14 protein-coding genes and 1 riboswitch are annotated in these 17272 nt (G+C 66.5%); of the genes, 7 read left to right on the top strand and 7 right to left on the bottom strand.

Annotated elements, in window-relative coordinates; translation table 11 throughout:
* Nucleotides 1-18: 18 nt before the first annotated feature.
* Nucleotides 19-1833 (bottom strand): ABC-F family ATP-binding cassette domain-containing protein, encoded by a 1815-nt coding sequence (locus J2X50_RS09380; protein WP_429094207.1) that lies wholly within the window; start codon nucleotides 1831-1833, stop codon nucleotides 19-21.
* Between the two features lie 3 nt (nucleotides 1834-1836).
* Nucleotides 1837-2481 carry a thiamine diphosphokinase gene (locus J2X50_RS09375; RefSeq protein WP_429094205.1) on the bottom strand — a complete coding sequence of 215 codons (645 nt, stop codon included), beginning with the start codon at nucleotides 2479-2481 and terminating at the stop codon, nucleotides 1837-1839.
* Nucleotides 2482-2578: 97 nt separating this feature from the next.
* A riboswitch (TPP riboswitch) is annotated at nucleotides 2579-2699 on the top strand.
* A gap of 44 nt (nucleotides 2700-2743) precedes the next feature.
* On the opposite strand from J2X50_RS09375, the gene thiB reads away from it, so the two are divergent.
* The 4 genes from thiB to J2X50_RS09355 all read left to right on the top strand — a co-directional run bounded on the left by thiB (nucleotide 2744) and on the right by J2X50_RS09355 (nucleotide 7977).
* Nucleotides 2744-3748, top strand: a complete 1005-nt coding sequence (gene thiB, locus J2X50_RS09370; protein WP_429094203.1) for a thiamine ABC transporter substrate binding subunit — start codon at nucleotides 2744-2746, stop codon at nucleotides 3746-3748.
* A gap of 226 nt (nucleotides 3749-3974) precedes the next feature.
* Nucleotides 3975-5591: a thiamine/thiamine pyrophosphate ABC transporter permease gene (thiP, locus tag J2X50_RS09365; RefSeq protein ID WP_429094201.1), complete on the top strand. Its 1617-nt coding sequence runs from the start codon at nucleotides 3975-3977 to the stop codon at nucleotides 5589-5591.
* The gene (thiQ, locus tag J2X50_RS09360) at nucleotides 5588-6313 is read left to right on the top strand and encodes a thiamine ABC transporter ATP-binding protein (protein ID WP_429094200.1); all 726 of its coding nucleotides are present in this window, start codon (nucleotides 5588-5590) and stop codon (nucleotides 6311-6313) included. The genes thiP and thiQ overlap by 4 nt, the downstream gene beginning before the upstream one ends.
* Nucleotides 6314-6510: 197 nt before the next feature.
* On the top strand, nucleotides 6511-7977 hold the full coding sequence (locus J2X50_RS09355) for a M48 family metalloprotease (RefSeq protein WP_429094198.1): 1467 nt from the start codon (nucleotides 6511-6513) through the stop codon (nucleotides 7975-7977).
* Nucleotides 7978-7980: 3 nt separating this feature from the next.
* Here J2X50_RS09355 and J2X50_RS09350 read toward each other — a convergent pair whose 3' ends face one another.
* Nucleotides 7981-8850, bottom strand: coding sequence for an RNA polymerase factor sigma-32 (locus J2X50_RS09350; RefSeq protein WP_429094196.1), 870 nt, complete (start codon nucleotides 8848-8850; stop codon nucleotides 7981-7983).
* Between the two features lie 251 nt (nucleotides 8851-9101).
* Between J2X50_RS09350 and J2X50_RS09345 the strand changes: the two genes are divergently transcribed.
* From J2X50_RS09345 to J2X50_RS09335, 3 genes are all read left to right on the top strand, one after another.
* A complete protein-coding gene (locus tag J2X50_RS09345; RefSeq protein ID WP_429094194.1) occupies nucleotides 9102-9875 on the top strand; it encodes an amino acid ABC transporter substrate-binding protein in 774 nt (257 codons plus the stop codon).
* 117 nt (nucleotides 9876-9992) lie between these two features.
* Nucleotides 9993-10673, top strand: coding sequence for an amino acid ABC transporter permease (locus J2X50_RS09340; RefSeq protein WP_347966421.1), 681 nt, complete (start codon nucleotides 9993-9995; stop codon nucleotides 10671-10673).
* Nucleotides 10670-11437: an amino acid ABC transporter ATP-binding protein gene (locus J2X50_RS09335; RefSeq protein ID WP_429094192.1), complete on the top strand. Its 768-nt coding sequence runs from the start codon at nucleotides 10670-10672 to the stop codon at nucleotides 11435-11437. The genes J2X50_RS09340 and J2X50_RS09335 overlap by 4 nt, the downstream gene beginning before the upstream one ends.
* Nucleotides 11438-11533: 96 nt before the next feature.
* Here the strand turns inward: J2X50_RS09335 and J2X50_RS09330 are convergent, their stop codons facing one another.
* The 4 genes from J2X50_RS09330 to J2X50_RS09315 form a co-directional block, all read right to left on the bottom strand.
* Nucleotides 11534-12112, bottom strand: coding sequence for a CarD family transcriptional regulator (locus J2X50_RS09330; protein WP_429094191.1), 579 nt, complete (start codon nucleotides 12110-12112; stop codon nucleotides 11534-11536).
* Between the two features lie 354 nt (nucleotides 12113-12466).
* Nucleotides 12467-12805: a ferredoxin FdxA gene (gene fdxA / locus J2X50_RS09325; protein ID WP_340037973.1), complete on the bottom strand. Its 339-nt coding sequence runs from the start codon at nucleotides 12803-12805 to the stop codon at nucleotides 12467-12469.
* Nucleotides 12806-12952: 147 nt separating this feature from the next.
* Nucleotides 12953-13336 (bottom strand): RNA-binding S4 domain-containing protein, encoded by a 384-nt coding sequence (locus J2X50_RS09320; RefSeq protein WP_429094189.1) that lies wholly within the window; start codon nucleotides 13334-13336, stop codon nucleotides 12953-12955.
* Nucleotides 13337-13341: 5 nt separating this feature from the next.
* Complete coding sequence (locus J2X50_RS09315) at nucleotides 13342-16539, bottom strand: helicase-related protein (protein WP_429094187.1); 3198 nt, start codon at nucleotides 16537-16539, stop codon at nucleotides 13342-13344.
* Nucleotides 16540-17272 lie beyond the last annotated feature (733 nt).

Raw genomic sequence — 17272 nt, 5'->3', positions numbered from 1 at the left:
ATTCGTCGCAATCAGGCCTTAGCCTTCGAGCTCCTCGCGCAGCATCTCCAGCTCGAGCCATTCCTCCTCAAGCGCAGCCAGCGACACGCGCTCCTTGTCGAGGGCCGCTATGGTCTTCTGGAAGCCATTGGGGTCGCGTTCGTAGAAGGCCGGGTCGGCGATCTGGTTCTCCAGCCGCGAGATCGATGCCGTCACCGCCTCGATCTTCTTGGGCAGGTTGTCGAGCGCGAACTTCTGCTTGAAGGAGAGCTTCCTGGCCGCCGCCTTGGGGGCGTCCGCCGCCGGCCGGGAGCCGCCCGACGGCTCGGCATTCGGCTTGCGCGCCTTGCGGTCCTCGAGCCTGGCCACGCCGCGCTGCGCCAGCATGTCGGAATAGCCGCCGGCATATTCGATCCATTTGCCGTCGCCGTCGGGCGCGATGATGCTGGTCACCGTGCGGTCGAGGAAATCGCGGTCGTGGCTGACCAGGATGACGGTGCCGGCAAACCCCGCGACGAGTTCCTGCAGCAGTTCCAGCGTTTCCATGTCGAGGTCGTTGGTCGGCTCGTCGAGCACCAAAAGGTTCGCCGGGCGCGCCAGCACGCGCGCCAGGATCAGCCGGGCGCGCTCGCCGCCGGAAAGCTCGCGCACCGGCGTGCGAGCCTGCTCGGGCTTGAACAGGAAGTCCTTCATGTAGGAGACGACGTGGCGCTGCTCGCCGTTGATGACGAGGTTCTCGCCGCGCCCGTCGGTGAGATAGCTCGTCAGCGTCTCGTTCGGATCGACCGCCTCGCGCTTCTGGTCGAGGGTCGCGATCTCGAGATTGACGCCGAGCCGGACGCTGCCGGCATCGGGCTCCATCTCCCCGGTCAGCATCTTGAGCAGCGTCGTCTTGCCGGCGCCGTTCGGGCCGACGAGGCCGACGCGGTCGCCACGCTGGATGCGGGCCGAGAACCCCTTGACCACCGAAAGCTCGCCGAAGCTCTTGTCGATATTCTTGGCCTCGATGACCAGCTTGCCGGATTCGGCGGCATCGCTCGCCACCATGGTGGCCACGCCTTCGGCGCCGCGATGGCTGCGGAAGCGCTGGCGCATCGACTGCAGCTCGCCGAGCCGGCGCATGTTGCGCTTGCGCCTGGCGGTCACCCCGTAGCGCAGCCAGTGCTCCTCGCGCACGATCTGGCGGCCGAGCTTGTGCTGCTCGCGCTCCTCCTCCTCGAGGATCTGGTCGCGCCATTCCTCGAAGTGGGCGAAACCGCGGTCGAGCCGGCGCGTCTGGCCGCGATCGAGCCAGACGGTGTTGCGGCTGACGCGTTCGAGGAAACGGCGGTCGTGCGAAATCAGGATCAGCGCCGAGGAGGTGCGGATGAGTTCTTCTTCCAGCCACTCGATGACCGAGAGGTCGAGATGGTTGGTCGGCTCGTCGAGCAGCACGATGTCCGGCTCCGGCGCCATGACGCGGGCGAGTGCTGCGCGGCGCGCCTCGCCGCCGGAAAGGTCGCCGGGCCGCTCCTCGCCGGTGAGGCCGAGGTGATCGAGCAGGTAGGTGGCGCGATGCGGGTCGTCGGCCGGTCCCAAGCCTGCCTCGACATAGGCGCGGACGCTGGCAAAACCGTCCATGTCGGGCGCCTGCGGCAGATAGCGGATGGTCGCCGAAGGCTGGCGGAACACCTCGCCGTCGGTCGGCTCGACCAGGCCTGCGGCGATCTTGAGCAGCGTCGACTTGCCCGAACCGTTGCGGCCGACGAGCGCGATCTTGTCACCGGCCGAGGCGGAGAGCGCCGCCCCGTCGAGCAGCGGCACGCCGCCGAAGGTCAGGCGGATGCCGTCGAGATTGAGGAGCGGTGGCGCCATTTTTCAGAATTCCGAGGCGGGAAAGGGATGTGCGAGAAGCAAGGCGCGTCCGTCGGCCAGCGATATGCTGAGCCGCCCGCGAACTTCGTTCGACAAGGTCAGCGAGGAACCGAACGGCACCTCGACCTTGTCGAGAGGCCATTTGGCGCCCTCTTCGGAGAGGCCGGAGAGCGCGGAGAAGGCGAGCACGGAAAACAACGTGCCATTTTCATAGTCGAAGTCGGCGGCACCGGGGAGCAAAGGCACGCCCTCCTGGCGGCCGCTGGTGAGCAGCACCTCCGTACCGGCTTCCGCAAGCCTGAGCGCCAGCGCCAGATGCAGGAAGGCATGGTCGGCGCGCGGGCCGCCAAAGGCGCCGGCGAGAACCAGCGAGGTGGCGCCACGATCAAGTGCCGCGGCGATGGCCAACTCGCCGTCGGTCTTGTCCTTGTCGGCCGGAAAGGTCTCGCGCGGCAGGCCGGCCAGGCGGGCATCGAGATCGGCCGGCACGGAATCGAAGTCGCCCAGCCAGAGTTCCGGGACCAGGTCGAGCACGGCCGCATGGCGGATGCCGGAATCGGCCGCGATCACGCGGCTGCCCGCGACCTGGTTGTCGAGGCGCGGCGTGCGAAAGACCTCGCCGCCGAGGAGGATGGTGAACCGGCTCATGCCGTGGCCATTACCAGCCCGGCAGCCGAAACGGAAGGCCGCCGCGCATGCCTGAAACTTGCGCTTGCACCACCCCTTCGCCGGCTCTATTTCTTGGATCGCTCTAACGGGGTGCCTGTCGCGCGCAAGCGGGCCGGCTGAGAGGCATGGAAAGTTCCGGCCAACCCGCCGAACCTGATCCGGTTTGTACCGGCGGAGGGATTAGATGCTTCGGACGCCCGGCGCTTCAAATTCCCTTTCAACACCAATGAAGGAGGCGCCGATGCGCTCGCTGATCCTGTCGCTGACATCCGCCCTGGCGCTTGCCGCCTCTGCTTTCCCGGCTTTGGCCGAAGACAAGCTCACCATCTACACCTACGAGAGCTTCACCGCCGAATGGGGCCCCGGCCCGCAGGTGAAGAAGGCCTTCGAGGCCGAATGCGCCTGCACGGTCGATTTCGTCTCGGTGGCCGACGGCGTGGCGCTGCTCAACCGCGTCAAGCTCGAAGGGGCCTCGACCAAGGCCGACATCGTGCTCGGCCTCGACACCAACCTGACCGCCGAGGCCAAGGCGACCGGCCTGTTCGTGCCGCACGGCACCGTCGGCGACGACATCAAGGTGCCGGGCGACTGGAAGGACGACACCTTCGTGCCCTACGATTACGGCTACTTCGCCGTGGTCTACGACACCGAGAAGCTGAAGACCCCGCCCAAGAGCCTGAAGGAGCTGGTCGAGGGCAATCCCGAGGAAAAGATCGCCATCCAGGATCCGCGCACCTCGACGCCGGGCCTCGGCCTGCTGCTCTGGGTCAAGTCGGTCTATGGCGACAAGGCACCCGAGGCCTGGGCCAAGCTCAAGGGCCGCGTCCTGACCGTCACCCCGGGCTGGAGCGAGGCCTATGGCCTGTTCACCAAGGGCGAGGCGCCGATGGTGCTGTCCTACACGACGTCGCCCGCCTACCACATGGTCGCCGAGAACACCGAGCGCTACCAGGCCGCATCCTTCGAGGAAGGCCACTATCTCCAGATCGAGGTCGCCGGCATCACCACCACGGGCGCCAAGAACCCGCTGTCGGAAAAGTTCATGGCCTTCATGACCGGGCCCGGCTTCCAGGACGTGGTGCCGGAGACCAACTGGATGCTGCCGGCGGGCAAGACCGACAAGCCGCTCAACCCCGCCTTCGACAGACTGGTGAAGCCGTCGAAGACGCTCATCTTCAGCGCCGACGAAGTCGCCGCCAACCGCAAGGCCTGGGTCGACGAGTGGCTCGGCGTGATGAGCAGGTAAGCTCGTAAGGCTGGAACGTGGCCGCGCTTCAACACCCCCCTCTGGCCTGCCGGCCATCTCCCCCACAAGGGGGGAGATTGGCTGTGGCATGGCCTGCGCCAACTGTCATGGCTGGCGAAAGTGGGCGGGCGTTGAAGCTGCCAATCTCCCCCCTTGTGGGGGAGATGGCCGGCAGGCCAGAGGGGGGTATGACAAGGCTCAACCCCGGCCGGCTTTGCGGCCCATCATGCAGATAAGCCGTCGCGACCCCCGTATCGCCACCGGCATCATCGCGCTCGCGGCCATCGGCCTGCTGATCGGCGGTGCCTTTGTCGGCCTCGGCGTCGAAGCCTGGCGCAACCCCGAGGGCGCCTATGCCGCTTTCGATTCCTATCTCCTCCGCGTGGCTCGCTTCACGCTGTGGCAGGCCCTGCTGTCGATGCTGCTTTCGGTCGGACCGGCGATCCTGGTCGCCCGGGCTCTGGCACGACACCCAGAATTTCCCGGCCGCGGGCTGATCCTGCGCCTGTTCGCCGTGCCGCTGGCGTTGCCGGCGATCGTCGCGGCCCTCGGCATCCTCACGCTCTACGGCCGCGCCGGCTATTTCGCCGCCCCTCTCGGTGCGCTGGGCGGAGGCACATGGCCCGGCATCTACGGGCTTTCCGGCGTCCTCGTCGCGCATGTCTTCTTCAACCTGCCTCTGGCGACGCGGCTGCTGCTCGAAGCACTGCAGACCGTTCCCGCCGACCAGTGGCGGCTGGCGAGCCAGCTCGGCATGGGCGCGCGCGCAAGCTTTCGGCTGATCGAGTGGCCGGCGATGCGCGCGGCCCTGCCCGGCATCGCCGGACTGGTGTTCATGCTCTGCATCACCTCCTTCACCATCGTGCTCACGCTCGGCGGCGGCCCCGCCGCAACCACCCTCGAGGTCGCGATCTACCAGGCACTGCGCTTCGACTTCGACCCCGCGCGGGCGGTGGCGCTGACGCTGCTGCAGATCGCGCTGACGGCGGCGGTGGTAGCCCTGCTGATGAAGCTCGGGGCCAACACGACGGGCGACGCCAACCTTTCGGTGGCGCGGCGCAGCTATGTCGATGTCCGCACCGGCGAGAGAATCCTGAACGGCGTCGTCATCCTCGCTGCACTGGGTTTCGTCGGCGGACCGATGCTGGCCACCGTCGCCTCAGGACTGGAGGCTGACCTCGGCCGGCTCGCCGGCGAGGCGGCCGTGCATCGCGCCACGCTCACCAGCCTGGTCTTCGCCACGCTCTCGGCGACGCTGGCCTGCGCACTTTCCCTCTCGCTGGTCATGGCGCGGCACGCGCTTGCCGCCGCCCGAGCAGGCGACAAGCGACCGCTGCTCGAGAAGATGACCGATACCGGCGCCGGCCTCGTGCTGGTGGTGCCGCCGGTCGTCGTCGGAGCCGGCTGGTTCGTGCTGGTGCGGCAGGGCGTCGACGTCTTCGCGCTCGCGCCGGTCATGGTCGTGACCGTCAATGCGGTGATGGCTATGCCGTTCGCCGTGCGCGCCATCCGCCCGGCCCACGATGCCGCCGCCGAGCGCCACGAAAGGCTGTGCGCCCAACTGGGCATCGCCGGCTGGAGCCGCCTGCGCCTGATCGACTGGCCGGTGCTGCGGCGGCCGCTCGCCACCGCCTTCGCCTTCGCCGCAGCATTGTCGCTGGGCGACCTCGGCGTGATCGCGCTGTTCGGCAGCGACGCGGTGCAGACCCTGCCCTATCTTCTGCTAGCCCGCATGGGCAGCTACCGCACGGCCGACGCGGCCGGCCTGGCGCTGATGCTCGGGCTTCTGTGCCTGGTCCTGGTGATGCTCGCCGACCGGCTCGGCAAGGAGACTTCGCGATGACGGCGACAGGCGAGGCGGTGCGGCTCGACCGGGTGGTATTCAGCTACGCGGAAACCATGGTGCGCTTCGACGCGGCCTTCGCCGCCGGCGAGATCACCGCGATCATGGGACCGAGCGGCGCCGGCAAGTCGACCCTGCTCAATCTGGTCGCAGGCTTCGAAGAGCCGCGGGAAGGGCGGGTGCTGATCGGCGCAGCAGACGTGACCGCCGCGCCGCCTTCCGGGCGACCGGTCTCGATGGTGTTCCAGGAGAACAACCTCTTCGCCCATCTCGACGTCGCCAGCAATGTCGGGCTGGGCCGCTCGCCTTCGCTCAAGCTCACGGCTTCAGACCGAGAAGACGTACAGGAGGCGCTGACGCGCGTCGGCCTCTCCGGCATGGCGAATCGGCTGCCGCGGGAACTGTCCGGCGGCGAACGCCAGCGTGTCGCGCTGGCTCGCGTCCTGGTGCGCGACCGGCCGGTTCTGCTCCTGGATGAACCGTTCGCCTCGCTTGGACCAGCGCTGCGCGACGAGATGCTCGACCTGCTCGCGGGCGTGCATGAAGAACGGCCGATGACCGTGCTTTTTGTGACACACCAACCCGAAGACGCGCGAAAACTGGCCAAAAACATGGTTTTCGTCGAAGCAGGCATGGTCGCAGCGAGCGGCAAAGCCGTTGATTTCTTCGACAATTCTGGACCAGAGGCGTTCCGGCGCTATATCGGTGCCGAACGTGACTGACTTGATCACGGGAATTTGCCCGGAAGCGGACATAATTTACGGTCAAATCGCCACAATGACCAACCGCGCCTTATTGTCTCGGCATGGTGAGTGTGGCTAGGTCCACCCAATACCGTCGGGTAATGCTTCGCCGCTGCCCAGACCACCGAAAGGAAGCTGCCCTGCCTATCCGCCGCCACGGCCCCACCGAGAAGCCCATGTCACGCCGCTCGCGACTTGCCCTCGCGGTCGCGCTGACGGCGCTCGTCGCCGGGTGCCAGGTGCTCAATCCGGCCGACGTCCGCGAGTCCGGCTTCCAGCCTTCGAACAACCCCGTGACGGTCGACAACGTCTCGCGCAACGACAAGTTCGCCGAGATCGCCAAGGCCCAGCATCCGCGCATCCTCGCCACCTATGGCGGCGAGTATTCCGACCCGAAGCTGGAGCGCATGGTGGCGAAGGTGGTCGGCAGCCTGACCACGGCTTCGGCCAATCCGAACCAGACCTACCGCATCACCATCCTCAACTCGCCCAACGTCAATGCCTTCGCGCTGCCGGGCGGCTATCTGTACGTGACCCGCGGCCTGCTGGCGCTCGCCAACGATTCGGCCGAGCTCGCCGCCGTGATCTCGCATGAGATGGGCCACGTGACTGCCAATCACGGGGTCCAGCGCCAACAGAAGGAAGCCGAGGAAGTGCTGGCGACCAAGGTCGTGACCGACGTGCTCGGCGAAAGTCCGACGGCCAAGGCGGCACTCATCCGCGGCAAGCTCCGTCTCGCCCAGTTCTCGCGCAACCAGGAGCTGGAGGCCGACGGCATCGGCATCAAGACCAGCGGGCAGGCCGGCTACGATCCGTTCGCCGCCGGCCGCTTCCTGCAGTCGATGGCGTCCTACAGCGACTTCCGCTCCGTCAGCGGCGCCACCGACGCCAGCCTCGACTTTCTTGCCAGCCACCCCAACGCGCCGCAGCGCATCGATCTCGCCCAGCGCCACGCGCGCCAGTTCGGGGCGCCGGGCATCGGCCGGCGCGACCGCGACTCCTTCCTGGCCGGCATCGACGGCCTGCTGTTCGGCGATACGCCGGAAGAAGGCTATGTGCGCGGCACCAACTTCCTCCATCCCAAGCTCGGCATATCCTTTGCGGTGCCGCAGGGCTTCATCATCGACAACACGGCCGCCGCCGTCACCGCGACCGGTCCGGGTAACATCGCCATCCGGTTCGACGGCGTAAGCATCAACAACATGTCGCTGACGGACTACATCCGCAGCGGCTGGGTGGCGGGCCTCGATCCCGCCAGTGTGCAGGCACAGACCATCAACGGCAACGAAGCGGCCTTTGCGCGCGCCAGCGCCGAGGGCTGGCAATTCGACATCGTCGTCATCCGGGCCGAGACGCAGGTCTATCGCCTGCTGACGGCGGCGCCGACAGCCAGCACGCAGCTCGACGCCATCGCGCGTACGGTAAGCTCCAGCTTCCATGTGATGACTGCCGCGGAGAAGGCCGCGCTCAAGCCGCTGCGCATCCGTGTCGTCACGGTTCAGCCGGGCCAGACCATGGGGTCGCTTGCCGCGAGCATGGTCGGCGTCGACCGCAAGCTCGACCTGTTCCGCGTGCTCAACGCCCTTGGTCCCGGCGCCACCGTTTCGGCCGGCGACAAGGTCAAGATCGTCACGGACAGGTAGGCTTCAGGCACCGACGAAATCGACGTTCTGCTTGACCAGCGCCGATTTCAGCTTCTCCAGCGCGCGCGTCTCGATCTGCCGGACGCGCTCCTTGGAAATGCCGAGCGTGGTTCCAAGCTGCTCGAGGGTGGCCCCCTCCTCGCTCAGCCGGCGCTCCTCGATGATCTGAAGCTCGCGCGCATTGAGCACGCCCAGCGCATCGCGCAGCCAGCCGGAGCGCCGCTCGATGTCGATCGCCTCGCAGACCAGCTCGTCCGGGAGCGGCTCGTCCGAAACCAGCAGGTCCATGCGCTCCCCGGCGTCCATGTCGTCGTTGAGCGGGGCATTGAGGGAGGCATCGGGCACCGACAGGCGCATGTCCATCGTGGCGACGTCGGCCTCCGACACGCCGAGGGCCACCGAGATCTCGTGATAGGCCGAGGAGCCGCCGAGCAGCCCGCCGCCCTGGGCGAGCCGCGCGCGCATCCTGCGGAGATTGAAGAACAGGGATTTCTGGGCCGAACTCGTGCCGCCCCTGACGATCGACCAGTTGCGGAGGATGTAGTCCTGCATCGAAGCCCTGATCCACCAGGTGGCATAGGTGGAGAAGCGCACGTCACGCTCCGGCTCGAAACGCGCCGCCGCTTCCAGCAGGCCGACATGCCCCTCCTGGATCAGATCGCTGAGCGGCAGGCCGTAGCGGCGAAACTTCACTGCCATGGCGATGACGAGGCGCATGTGAGCGGTGGTGATGCGGTTCAAGGCATCCTGGTCGTGCTGCTCTTTCCAGCGGAAGGCCAGATCGCGTTCCTCCATGCGATCCAGGTAAGGCGCGCGCGATGCAGCCTTCAGCATCATCTGTTCGCCGGCGAGGCCTGCCCTGTCCATAGCCATGCCCTGCTCTCTCGGATCGCGCTGCCAAGGCGCGGAGCGCAACCCGACCCGCCCCGCAGAGCCATAAACGCGACATCGGGGCCAATGTTCCACGGTCGCGGCGATGCGCCGGGATTGCAGCAATTCCATTCTAAGAGATAAGTATAATTGAAATTTCATTCCTTATGCCGTTTCCTGGCTTCTGACAGATTGCGCCTCATCACAACGCGCCCGGCAAACAAGGCCGGGCAAGAAAATCGGGATCACAGAAAATGAAGTCGCTGAAATCGCTGGCCCTCGCAGCAACGCTCCAGCTCGCAGCCGTCCTCGCCGGTCACGCCGGCGAGAACCTCGACCAGATCAAGGCCGCAGGCGTGTTCAAGATCGGCACCGAGGGCACCTATGCGCCCTTCACCTACCACGACGCCTCGGGCGCGCTGGTCGGCTTCGACGTCGAGATCGGCAAGGAGATCGCCAAGCGCCTCGGCGTGAAGGCGGAATTCCTCGAGGGCAAGTGGGACGGCCTGATCGCCGGCCTCGACGCCAACCGCTACGACGCCGTCATCAACCAGGTCGGCATCACCGAGGCACGCCAGGCGAAGTACGACTTCTCCGAGCCCTACATCGCCTCCAAGGCGGTGCTGATCGTCCGCGGCGACAATTCCGAGATCAAGGGCTTCGCCGACCTCAAGGGCAAGAAGTCGGCCCAGTCGCTGACCAGCAACTTCGGCAAGATCGCCGAGACGAACGGCGCCGAGCTCGTCGGCACCGACGGCTTCGACCAGTCGATCCAGCTGGTGCTGAACGGCCGCGCCGACGCCACCATCAACGACAGCCTGTCCTTCTACGACTTCAAGAAGCAGAAGCCCGACGCCGACGTGAAGATCGTGGCCGAGGAGGCGAAGGCCGACTTCTCCGGCGTGATCGTCCGCAAGGGCGACCCGGAGCTGGTCGCGGCCATCAACAAGGCGCTCGCCGACATCAAGGCCGACGGCACCTACAAGAAGATCTCCGAGACCTATTTCGGCACGGACGTCTCGCAGTAAGCACTCCCTCAGGGGCGGGCAGCCGACCGGCGTCCGCCCCGCCTTCCATTTTCCGCATGAACTCGCCCGGAAAATCTGCGATTTTCCGGGCTCGTCGCTATGGAAAGAGCCTTCGCCTTGCCCCACTGGCTTCAATTGATGCTGGACTCGCTCGGCCCGCTTCTGTGGGCCGCCCTGGTCTTCACCGCACCCCTTACGCTGCTTTCCTTCGTTCTCGGCCTGGCAGTCGGCCTGGGGGCAGCGCTTCTGCGCCTGTTCGGTCCCGCCCCGCTTACGGCCATCGTCCGCTTCTACGTCTGGATCATCCGCGGCACGCCGCTCCTTGTGCAGCTGTTCCTGATCTTCTACGGCCTGCCCAGCGTCGGTATCGTGCTCGACGCCTTTCCGGCGGCCCTGATCGGCTTCACCCTCAACATCGGCGCCTATTCGTCCGAGATCATCCGCGCCGTCATCACCTCCGTGCCGAAAGGCCAGTGGGAGGCGGCCTATTCGATCGGCATGACCTGGACGCAGGCGATGCGGCGCACGATCCTGCCGCAGGCAGCGCGCGTGGCGGTGCCGCCGCTCTCCAACACCTTCATCTCGCTGGTCAAGGACACCTCGCTTGCGGCCGCAATCACGGTGCCCGAGATGTTCCAGGCGGCCCAGCGCATCGTCGCCACCACCTACGAGCCGCTGATCCTCTATGTCGAGGCAGCACTGCTCTATCTTGCCATGAGCTCGGTGCTTTCGACCCTGCAGGTCCGGCTCGAGAAGCGGCTCAACCGCTACGGCGGCTTCCTGGAGGCGCGCTCATGATCGGCCTTTCGAACATCGTCAAGCGCTTCGGCGACAACACGGTCATCAAGGACGTGTCGGTCGACATCCGCGAAGGCAGCGTGACCGCGCTCGTCGGCCCCTCGGGCGGCGGCAAGAGCACGCTTTTGCGCTGCATCAACCTCCTGGAGATCCCGACATCGGGGACGGTGCGCGTCGGCGACGACGCCATAGAATTCAAGCCCGGCATGCGCGCCTCGACCAAGGCCGTCCAGAAGCTGCGCCGGCAGACCGGCATGGTGTTCCAGAACTTCCAGCTGTTTCCGCATCGCACTGCGATCGAGAACGTCATGGAAGGCCTGGTGACGGTGTTGAAATGGCCGGAGGCCAAGGCCCGCGAACGCGCCGCGGCGCTGCTGGAGAAGGTCGGCATGGCCCACAAGGCCGATGCCTGGCCGGCGACCCTGTCGGGCGGCCAGCAGCAGCGCGTGGCCATCGCCCGGGCGCTGGCGCCCTCGCCGAAGGTGCTGCTCTGCGACGAGCCGACCTCCGCACTCGACCCCGAACTGGCGCAGGAGGTGGTCGACGTGCTTGGCCAGCTCGCCAGCGAAGGCACGACCATGGTGATGGCGACCCACGACCTGCGCCTCGCCTCCAAGATCGCGCAGAAGGTGGTGTTCCTCGAAGCCGGCGCGATCGTCGAGGAAGGCCCGGCCGCCGAAGTGTTCGGCAATCCCAGGCACCAGCGCACCAGGCGCTTCATCGCCTCGATCACCCACCAGCATGGCGATGGCGGCGAGGGCTGAGGATTTTCGCCTGGATACCGCAACGGCGCCGGCATGGCGGCAACAAAAAAACCCGGCCGAGGCCGGGTTTTTCGTAACCTGGGATGATACGCCCGATCAGGCCGCCTCTTCCTGTTCGGCCTCTTCGTTGTCGGCCTTGGCCCCGCGCTTGGGGCCCTTGTTGAGGTTGGTCTCGATGAGACGAACGGCCTCGGTCTCCGACATGCGGTTGACGGCCGCGATCTCGCGCGCCATGCGGTCGAGCGCGGCTTCGTAGAGCTGGCGCTCGGAATAGGACTGCTCCGGCTGGTTGTCGGCACGGTAGAGGTCGCGCACGACTTCCGAGATGGAGATGAGATCGCCGGAATTGATCTTCGCATCATATTCCTGGGCGCGGCGCGACCACATGGTGCGCTTGACGCGGGCGCGGCCCTGCACGACCTTCAGCGCGCGGTCGACATAGTCGGTCTCGGAGAGCTTGCGCATGCCGATCGAGGTCGCCTTGGCGACCGGCACCTTGAGGCGCATCTTGTCCTTCTGGAAGTCGATTACGAACAGCTCGAGCTTGTGTCCCGCCACTTCCTGCTCGTCGATGGAGACGATCTGGCCGACGCCGTGCGCCGGATAGACGATGAACTCACCGGTCTTGAAACCGTGACGTGCTGCGGATTTCTTCTGCGGGATGGAAGTTGCCATACGCCCTGAACTCCTTCTTGTGGCGCCGGCCCGCCGAGGCCGGCTTTAAGGGGCGGTCGCCAAGCGCGACCTTGTGCCGCACGCAAAATCGACCCCCAATCCGAGAGATTGAACCGGGCACTCGCAAATGCGACTGCCGGCCCAGATTTCTCTGGCCCGGATTGAGGTTGTCACCTTTCAGTGAATTAGGCTTCGCGCCATAGATCGACGTTGTGTCACCGGCATGTTGCCGCACCTCTAACACAAAAAGTCGGAAGAATCAAGATTTTGCTGCATACGCGAAGAGACTGCCGCGTCAAGAGACAAGCGCGCCACGGAAACTACACGCTGTAGGGCAGGGCCCCGGCGCAGCCCTCAGTTGCCTTCGCCCGGCTCAGCCGAGAAGTACTTCTCGAACTTGCCTTCGACGCCGTCGAACTCCTTGGCCTCGGGCAGTTCGGGCTTCTTGACCGTCAGGTTCGGCCACTTGCTGGCATATTCGGTGTTGACCTGGAGCCACTTCTCCAAGCCCGGCTCGGTGTCCGGCTTGATGGCGTCGGCCGGGCATTCGGGTTCGCAGACGCCACAGTCGATGCATTCGTCGGGATGGATGACGAGCATGTTCTCGCCTTCGTAGAAACAGTCGACCGGACAGACCTCGACGCAGTCGGTGTACTTGCACTTGATGCAATTGTCGGTGACGACATAGGTCATGCGGCAGGCTCCGGGACTTCCCGTACGGGCGAACTTTGTCGGTGAGGTAACCCCTTTGCCGGGACGTTGCAAGGGCGGCCATTCCGCGCAGACGGCCCCTGGCGGAACGGCTTTCTCATCTTTGCGCTCCGCCCGCGCGCAACCGCCTCAGTCGCCCCGCAGCCGGTCGATGGCCCTGCGTTCCCGCTTGGTCGGGCGGCCGCTGCCGGCATCGCGCAACGGCGCGCGCGCGTCGGGCGGTGCCTGGTCCTTGGGCGTCGGCTCGGGCGAGAGATCCTCGTAGAGCAGCCGCGCCTCCTCGGCCGGACCGCGGCGAACGCCCGCCGACAGCACCTTGTAGACCAGGATGCGGCGGTCGAGCGCGATGGTCAGCACGTCGCCCGTCTTGACGATGTCGGATGCCTGGTCGAGCTTGCGGCCATTGAGGCGGACCCCGCCTGTCTGCACCAGCTTGGCCGCCAGCGAGCGCGACTTGACCGCACGCGAGAAGAACAGCCACTTGTCGATGCGCTGTCTTCCCTCGCCGGCCAAGGTTGCTACTTCTTGAGCTGGTCGCGCAGCGCCGCGAGCTTGGCGAAGGGCGAGTCGGGATCGATCCGCGCCGGACGCTCCTCGCGCGGCTTCTGCTGGAATGCAGGCTTGCCCTTGAAGCCGCCCTTGTCGGGCCGCTCGCCGCCATGCCTTTCGCGCTCGCCATGCGGCTTGCCGCCCGGCTTGCGGTCGAAACGGGGACGTTCCCTGCCCTCGCCGCCATTTCCGCCGCGATTGGCTTCGCCGCCACGGTTGGCCTCGCCGCCGCGCGCCGCCTGGCCGTTGCGCTGGTCGCGCTGGCCGCCGCGCGGACGGTTATCCTGGCGATGGTTGCGCGGACGGTGTTCGAAACGTGCCTGGCGCCACAACAGGATGGGCTTGGGCTCCTCCGCCGCTTCCGATGCTTCCGCCGCAACGGTCTCGACCGGTGCTGCCTCGGCAGCAGGGGCATCGACCGGGGCTGCTTCGGGCTCGGCTTCAGCCTCGGCCGCGGCGACCGGCTCGGCCGTCACCTCGGCAACCGGCTCGGCAGCGACTTCCACCTGCTCGGCAGCGGCTTCCGGCGTATGTCCGGCGTCCGGCGCCTGCGCGGCATCGGCAGTTTCGGCAAATGCCTCCATCGACACCTCTACCGCCTCACCGGCCGCGGCTTCCGCGGCGGCTGCCGCCTTGGCTGCCATGGCCTGGGCTGCCGCCTCGCGCGCGGCAGTGTCGATCGTCTCGAGCTTGTCCTTGACCTCGGCGGCCGGCTTGGGTTCGGCGCGATAGCCGAGGCCCTTGAGTATCTCTTCCATGTCGTCGCCGGTGGCGCCGAGGATCGACATCATCTGCGGCGTCACGATGAACGAGCTGCCGTCATAGGCTCCGTCGGGGCGCGCGCCGGCGCCCTGCCGCCAGGCCAGCGCCGGGCGGATGAGGTCGGCGAGGCGCTCGAGGATGTCGACGCGCACAGCGCGGCGCCCGAGGTTGCGGAAGCCGGCAAGCCTGTAGAACGCCTTGTCGAAGGCCGGGTCGATGACGACCGAGGTGCGCCCGGCGGCCAGCGCGTGGACGACGTCGCCGAAGCCCGGCTTGTCCTTGCCCTCGTTCTTGAGCGCCCAGAGCAGGGTGACGAGCCCGGCGGGCGCCGGCTTGATCAGCGCCGGCACGAAGACATGGTAGGCGCCGAAGCGCACGCCGAGGCGGCGCAGCGCGGCGCGGCCCTCCTGGTCGAGCGACTTCACGTCCTCGGCGATGTCGCGGCGGTTGATGAGGCCGAAGTTCTCGACGAGCCGGAAGGCGATGCCGCGGCCGATGCCGGACAGCTGCTCGGCCGACTTGAGGTCGACCAGCGGCTTGAGCAGCAGCTCGACCTGGAAGTTGACGAAGCGCTCGGCGCGCGCCGCGACCTTGTCGCGCGCAGGACCGGTCAGTTGCTCGTCGGCGAGCAGCACGACGCGCGGCTTGAGCGGGTCCTCGCCCTCGACCAGCGTGCCGACCGGCGCGCCGATCCAGCGCAGGACGCCATCCGACCCCAGCGCGATGTCGCCATTGGGCGATGCGGCAAAACGCTCGGCCCGGGTCTCGAATTCCGTCGCCAGCGCCTTCTGCGCCGCCGTGCGCACGGCCTTGGCATCCTCGCCGCCGGCGCTTTGGTCGGCTGTGAAGCGGAACCCTTGCAGTTCGCCGACGTGGTGGCCTTCGACGAGGACGGTTCCGGACGGGCTGATTTCGGCTTCAAGCATGGTGTTTTCTCTAAGGCGGCGCATGAGGACGGAAGTCCTGCGGTCTACAAAGCGTTTCGTCAACCGTTCATGCAGCGCATCCGACAATCTGTCCTCGATGTCGCGCGTTTTTTCCTGCCAGTGTGCCGGATCGGCAAGCCAGCCGGGGCGGTTGGAGACGAAAGTCCAGGTGCGGATCTGGGCGATCCGGTGCGAAAGCGTGTCGATGTCGCCCTCGGTGGAGTCGGCGCGACGGACCTGCTCGGCCATGTAGGTCTCGTCGACATGCCCGAGCCGGACGAGATCGTCATACATCGAGGCGATGAGATCGGCATGCTGGGCGGGCGCTATCTTGCGATAGTCGGGCAGCGCGCAGGCTTCCCACAGAAGCGCGACGCGCTCACGGCTGGTGGCCAGCGATCGGATGGCGGGGTCGCGCGACAGGTGCTCGAGCGCCTGCGCGTCCACCGCCGGCAGGGCGCGCGTCAGCCCCTCGACCGGCGCGACGGTGTCGATCGACCGCTTGAGCGCGTCGAGGCTCGCGAAATCGAAGGTGGCGGTGCGCCACTGCAGCACCTTCACCGGTTCGAAGTCATGTCCTTCGATCTTTTCGATCAGTTCCTCGTCGAGCGGGTCGACTTGGCCGGTCACGCCGAAGGTGCCGTCGCGCAAATGGCGGCCGGCGCGGCCGGCGATCTGGCCGAGCTCGGCGGCGGTGAGCTGGCGATACTGATAGCCATCGAACTTGCGGTTCTGGGCGAAGGCGACATGGTCGACGTCGAGGTTGAGCCCCATGCCGATGGCATCGGTGGCGATCAGGTAATCGACGTCGCCGGACTGGAACAGCGCCACCTGGGCGTTGCGGGTGCGGGGGCTGAGCGCGCCGAGCACGACCGCAGCCCCGCCCTGCTGGCGCCGGATCAGCTCGGCGATGCCGTAGACCTCGTCGGCAGAGAAGGCGACGATGGCCGAGCGGCGCGGCAGCCGGGTCAGCTTCTTCGAGCCGGCATAGGCAAGGTGAGACAGGCGCGGCCGGGTGACCACGGATACGCCCTTCAGCAGCTTCTGCAGGATGCCCTGCATGGTCCCCGCACCGAGCAGCAGCGTCTCCTGCCTGCCGCGCAGGTGAAGGATACGGTCGGTGAATATATGGCCGCGCTCGAGATCGCCGGCGAGCTGGACCTCGTCGATGGCGACGAAGGCGGCGTCGGTCTGCCGCGGCATCGCCTCGACCGTGCAGACGGAGTATTTCGCGCCGGCCGGAACGATCTTCTCCTCGCCGGTGATGAGCGCCACCTTGTGCGCGCCGACCTTCTCGCAGATGCGGCCGTAGACCTCGCGGGCGAGCAAGCGCAGCGGCAGCCCGATCACCCCGCTCTCATGCGAGATCATCCGCTCGATGGCGAGATGGGTCTTGCCGGTATTGGTGGGCCCGAGAACCGCGGTGACGTCGCGGCCTGACAGGATCAGCGGATCGTTCTGCCTGGAGTGAACATTCATTTCTAGGAACCGCCCTCGGCGCCAGGGTCGGCCTGGCGTTGCGGCGCCCGCGGCGCCGAGTGGACACATAGGGATTTGCGCGCCAAAGCGAAAGCGGAATGTTCCGATTTAACGGTTGGAACGAGTCTGGAACGAATCAGCGACGAATCGCTGACTCCGGATGATTCAGGTTTTGTTCACCCCAACATATTGAGGTGGGCAACACAAGCCGCACCACATGCAGATTCACTAAAGTGAACATTCCGCACATCGCCACCAGACTCCTTAACTTTTGCCGGCCGGTCGCGGCAGCGGAGCGCGCCCGCTGAATCAAAATAATGAAATCATTGACCTTTCCTACCTTGGCGTTAACGCCGGCCGGGCCCGCAACCGCCATTTCGTTAAGATTTGAACCAAATGCGGAACGAACTGGCGACGAATCGCTGACCGGGGAAGTTTCCCGGTTCGTTCTCCACTAGATATTGTGGGTGCAGCCACATATCCACCGATTATGCACAGACCATGCACAAGCTTGCCCACAATGCCGCACAAGGTTCGTTAACCTCTGCGTGCCAATCCGGCACAACCGTGGTCCAGCGAAAATATCTGTGATTGCATGACCTTACTGGAACCTCACCCGTTGCGCGACTGGTCAGGCCATGTCTCCATGCCGGCGTTGAGTCTGTGCGGCGGGGGTTGCCAGACGGGCCCCTCCGGAAAATGCGGCGCACCGCGCAGGCGCGCGACACTGGAG

The sequence above is a fragment of the Aminobacter sp. BE322 genome, from assembly GCF_050433525.1.
GTDB lineage: Bacteria > Pseudomonadota > Alphaproteobacteria > Rhizobiales > Rhizobiaceae > Aminobacter.
This window is presented reverse-complemented; position numbering and strand designations above follow the sequence as displayed.

Coding starts and splice junctions, on each gene's coding strand:
- J2X50_RS09330 (WP_429094191.1), bottom strand. CDS start 12,112: ATGGCAACTTCCATCCCGCAGAAGAAATCCGCAGCACGTCACGGTTTC.
- J2X50_RS09380 (WP_429094207.1), bottom strand. CDS start 1,833: ATGGCGCCACCGCTCCTCAATCTCGACGGCATCCGCCTGACCTTCGGC.
- J2X50_RS09375 (WP_429094205.1), bottom strand. CDS start 2,481: ATGAGCCGGTTCACCATCCTCCTCGGCGGCGAGGTCTTTCGCACGCCG.
- thiQ (WP_429094200.1), top strand. CDS start 5,588: ATGACGGCGACAGGCGAGGCGGTGCGGCTCGACCGGGTGGTATTCAGC.
- J2X50_RS09355 (WP_429094198.1), top strand. CDS start 6,511: ATGTCACGCCGCTCGCGACTTGCCCTCGCGGTCGCGCTGACGGCGCTC.
- J2X50_RS09335 (WP_429094192.1), top strand. CDS start 10,670: ATGATCGGCCTTTCGAACATCGTCAAGCGCTTCGGCGACAACACGGTC.
- J2X50_RS09345 (WP_429094194.1), top strand. CDS start 9,102: ATGAAGTCGCTGAAATCGCTGGCCCTCGCAGCAACGCTCCAGCTCGCA.
- fdxA (WP_340037973.1), bottom strand. CDS start 12,805: ATGACCTATGTCGTCACCGACAATTGCATCAAGTGCAAGTACACCGAC.
- J2X50_RS09315 (WP_429094187.1), bottom strand. CDS start 16,539: ATGAATGTTCACTCCAGGCAGAACGATCCGCTGATCCTGTCAGGCCGC.
- thiB (WP_429094203.1), top strand. CDS start 2,744: ATGCGCTCGCTGATCCTGTCGCTGACATCCGCCCTGGCGCTTGCCGCC.
- J2X50_RS09350 (WP_429094196.1), bottom strand. CDS start 8,850: ATGGCTATGGACAGGGCAGGCCTCGCCGGCGAACAGATGATGCTGAAG.
- thiP (WP_429094201.1), top strand. CDS start 3,975: ATGCAGATAAGCCGTCGCGACCCCCGTATCGCCACCGGCATCATCGCG.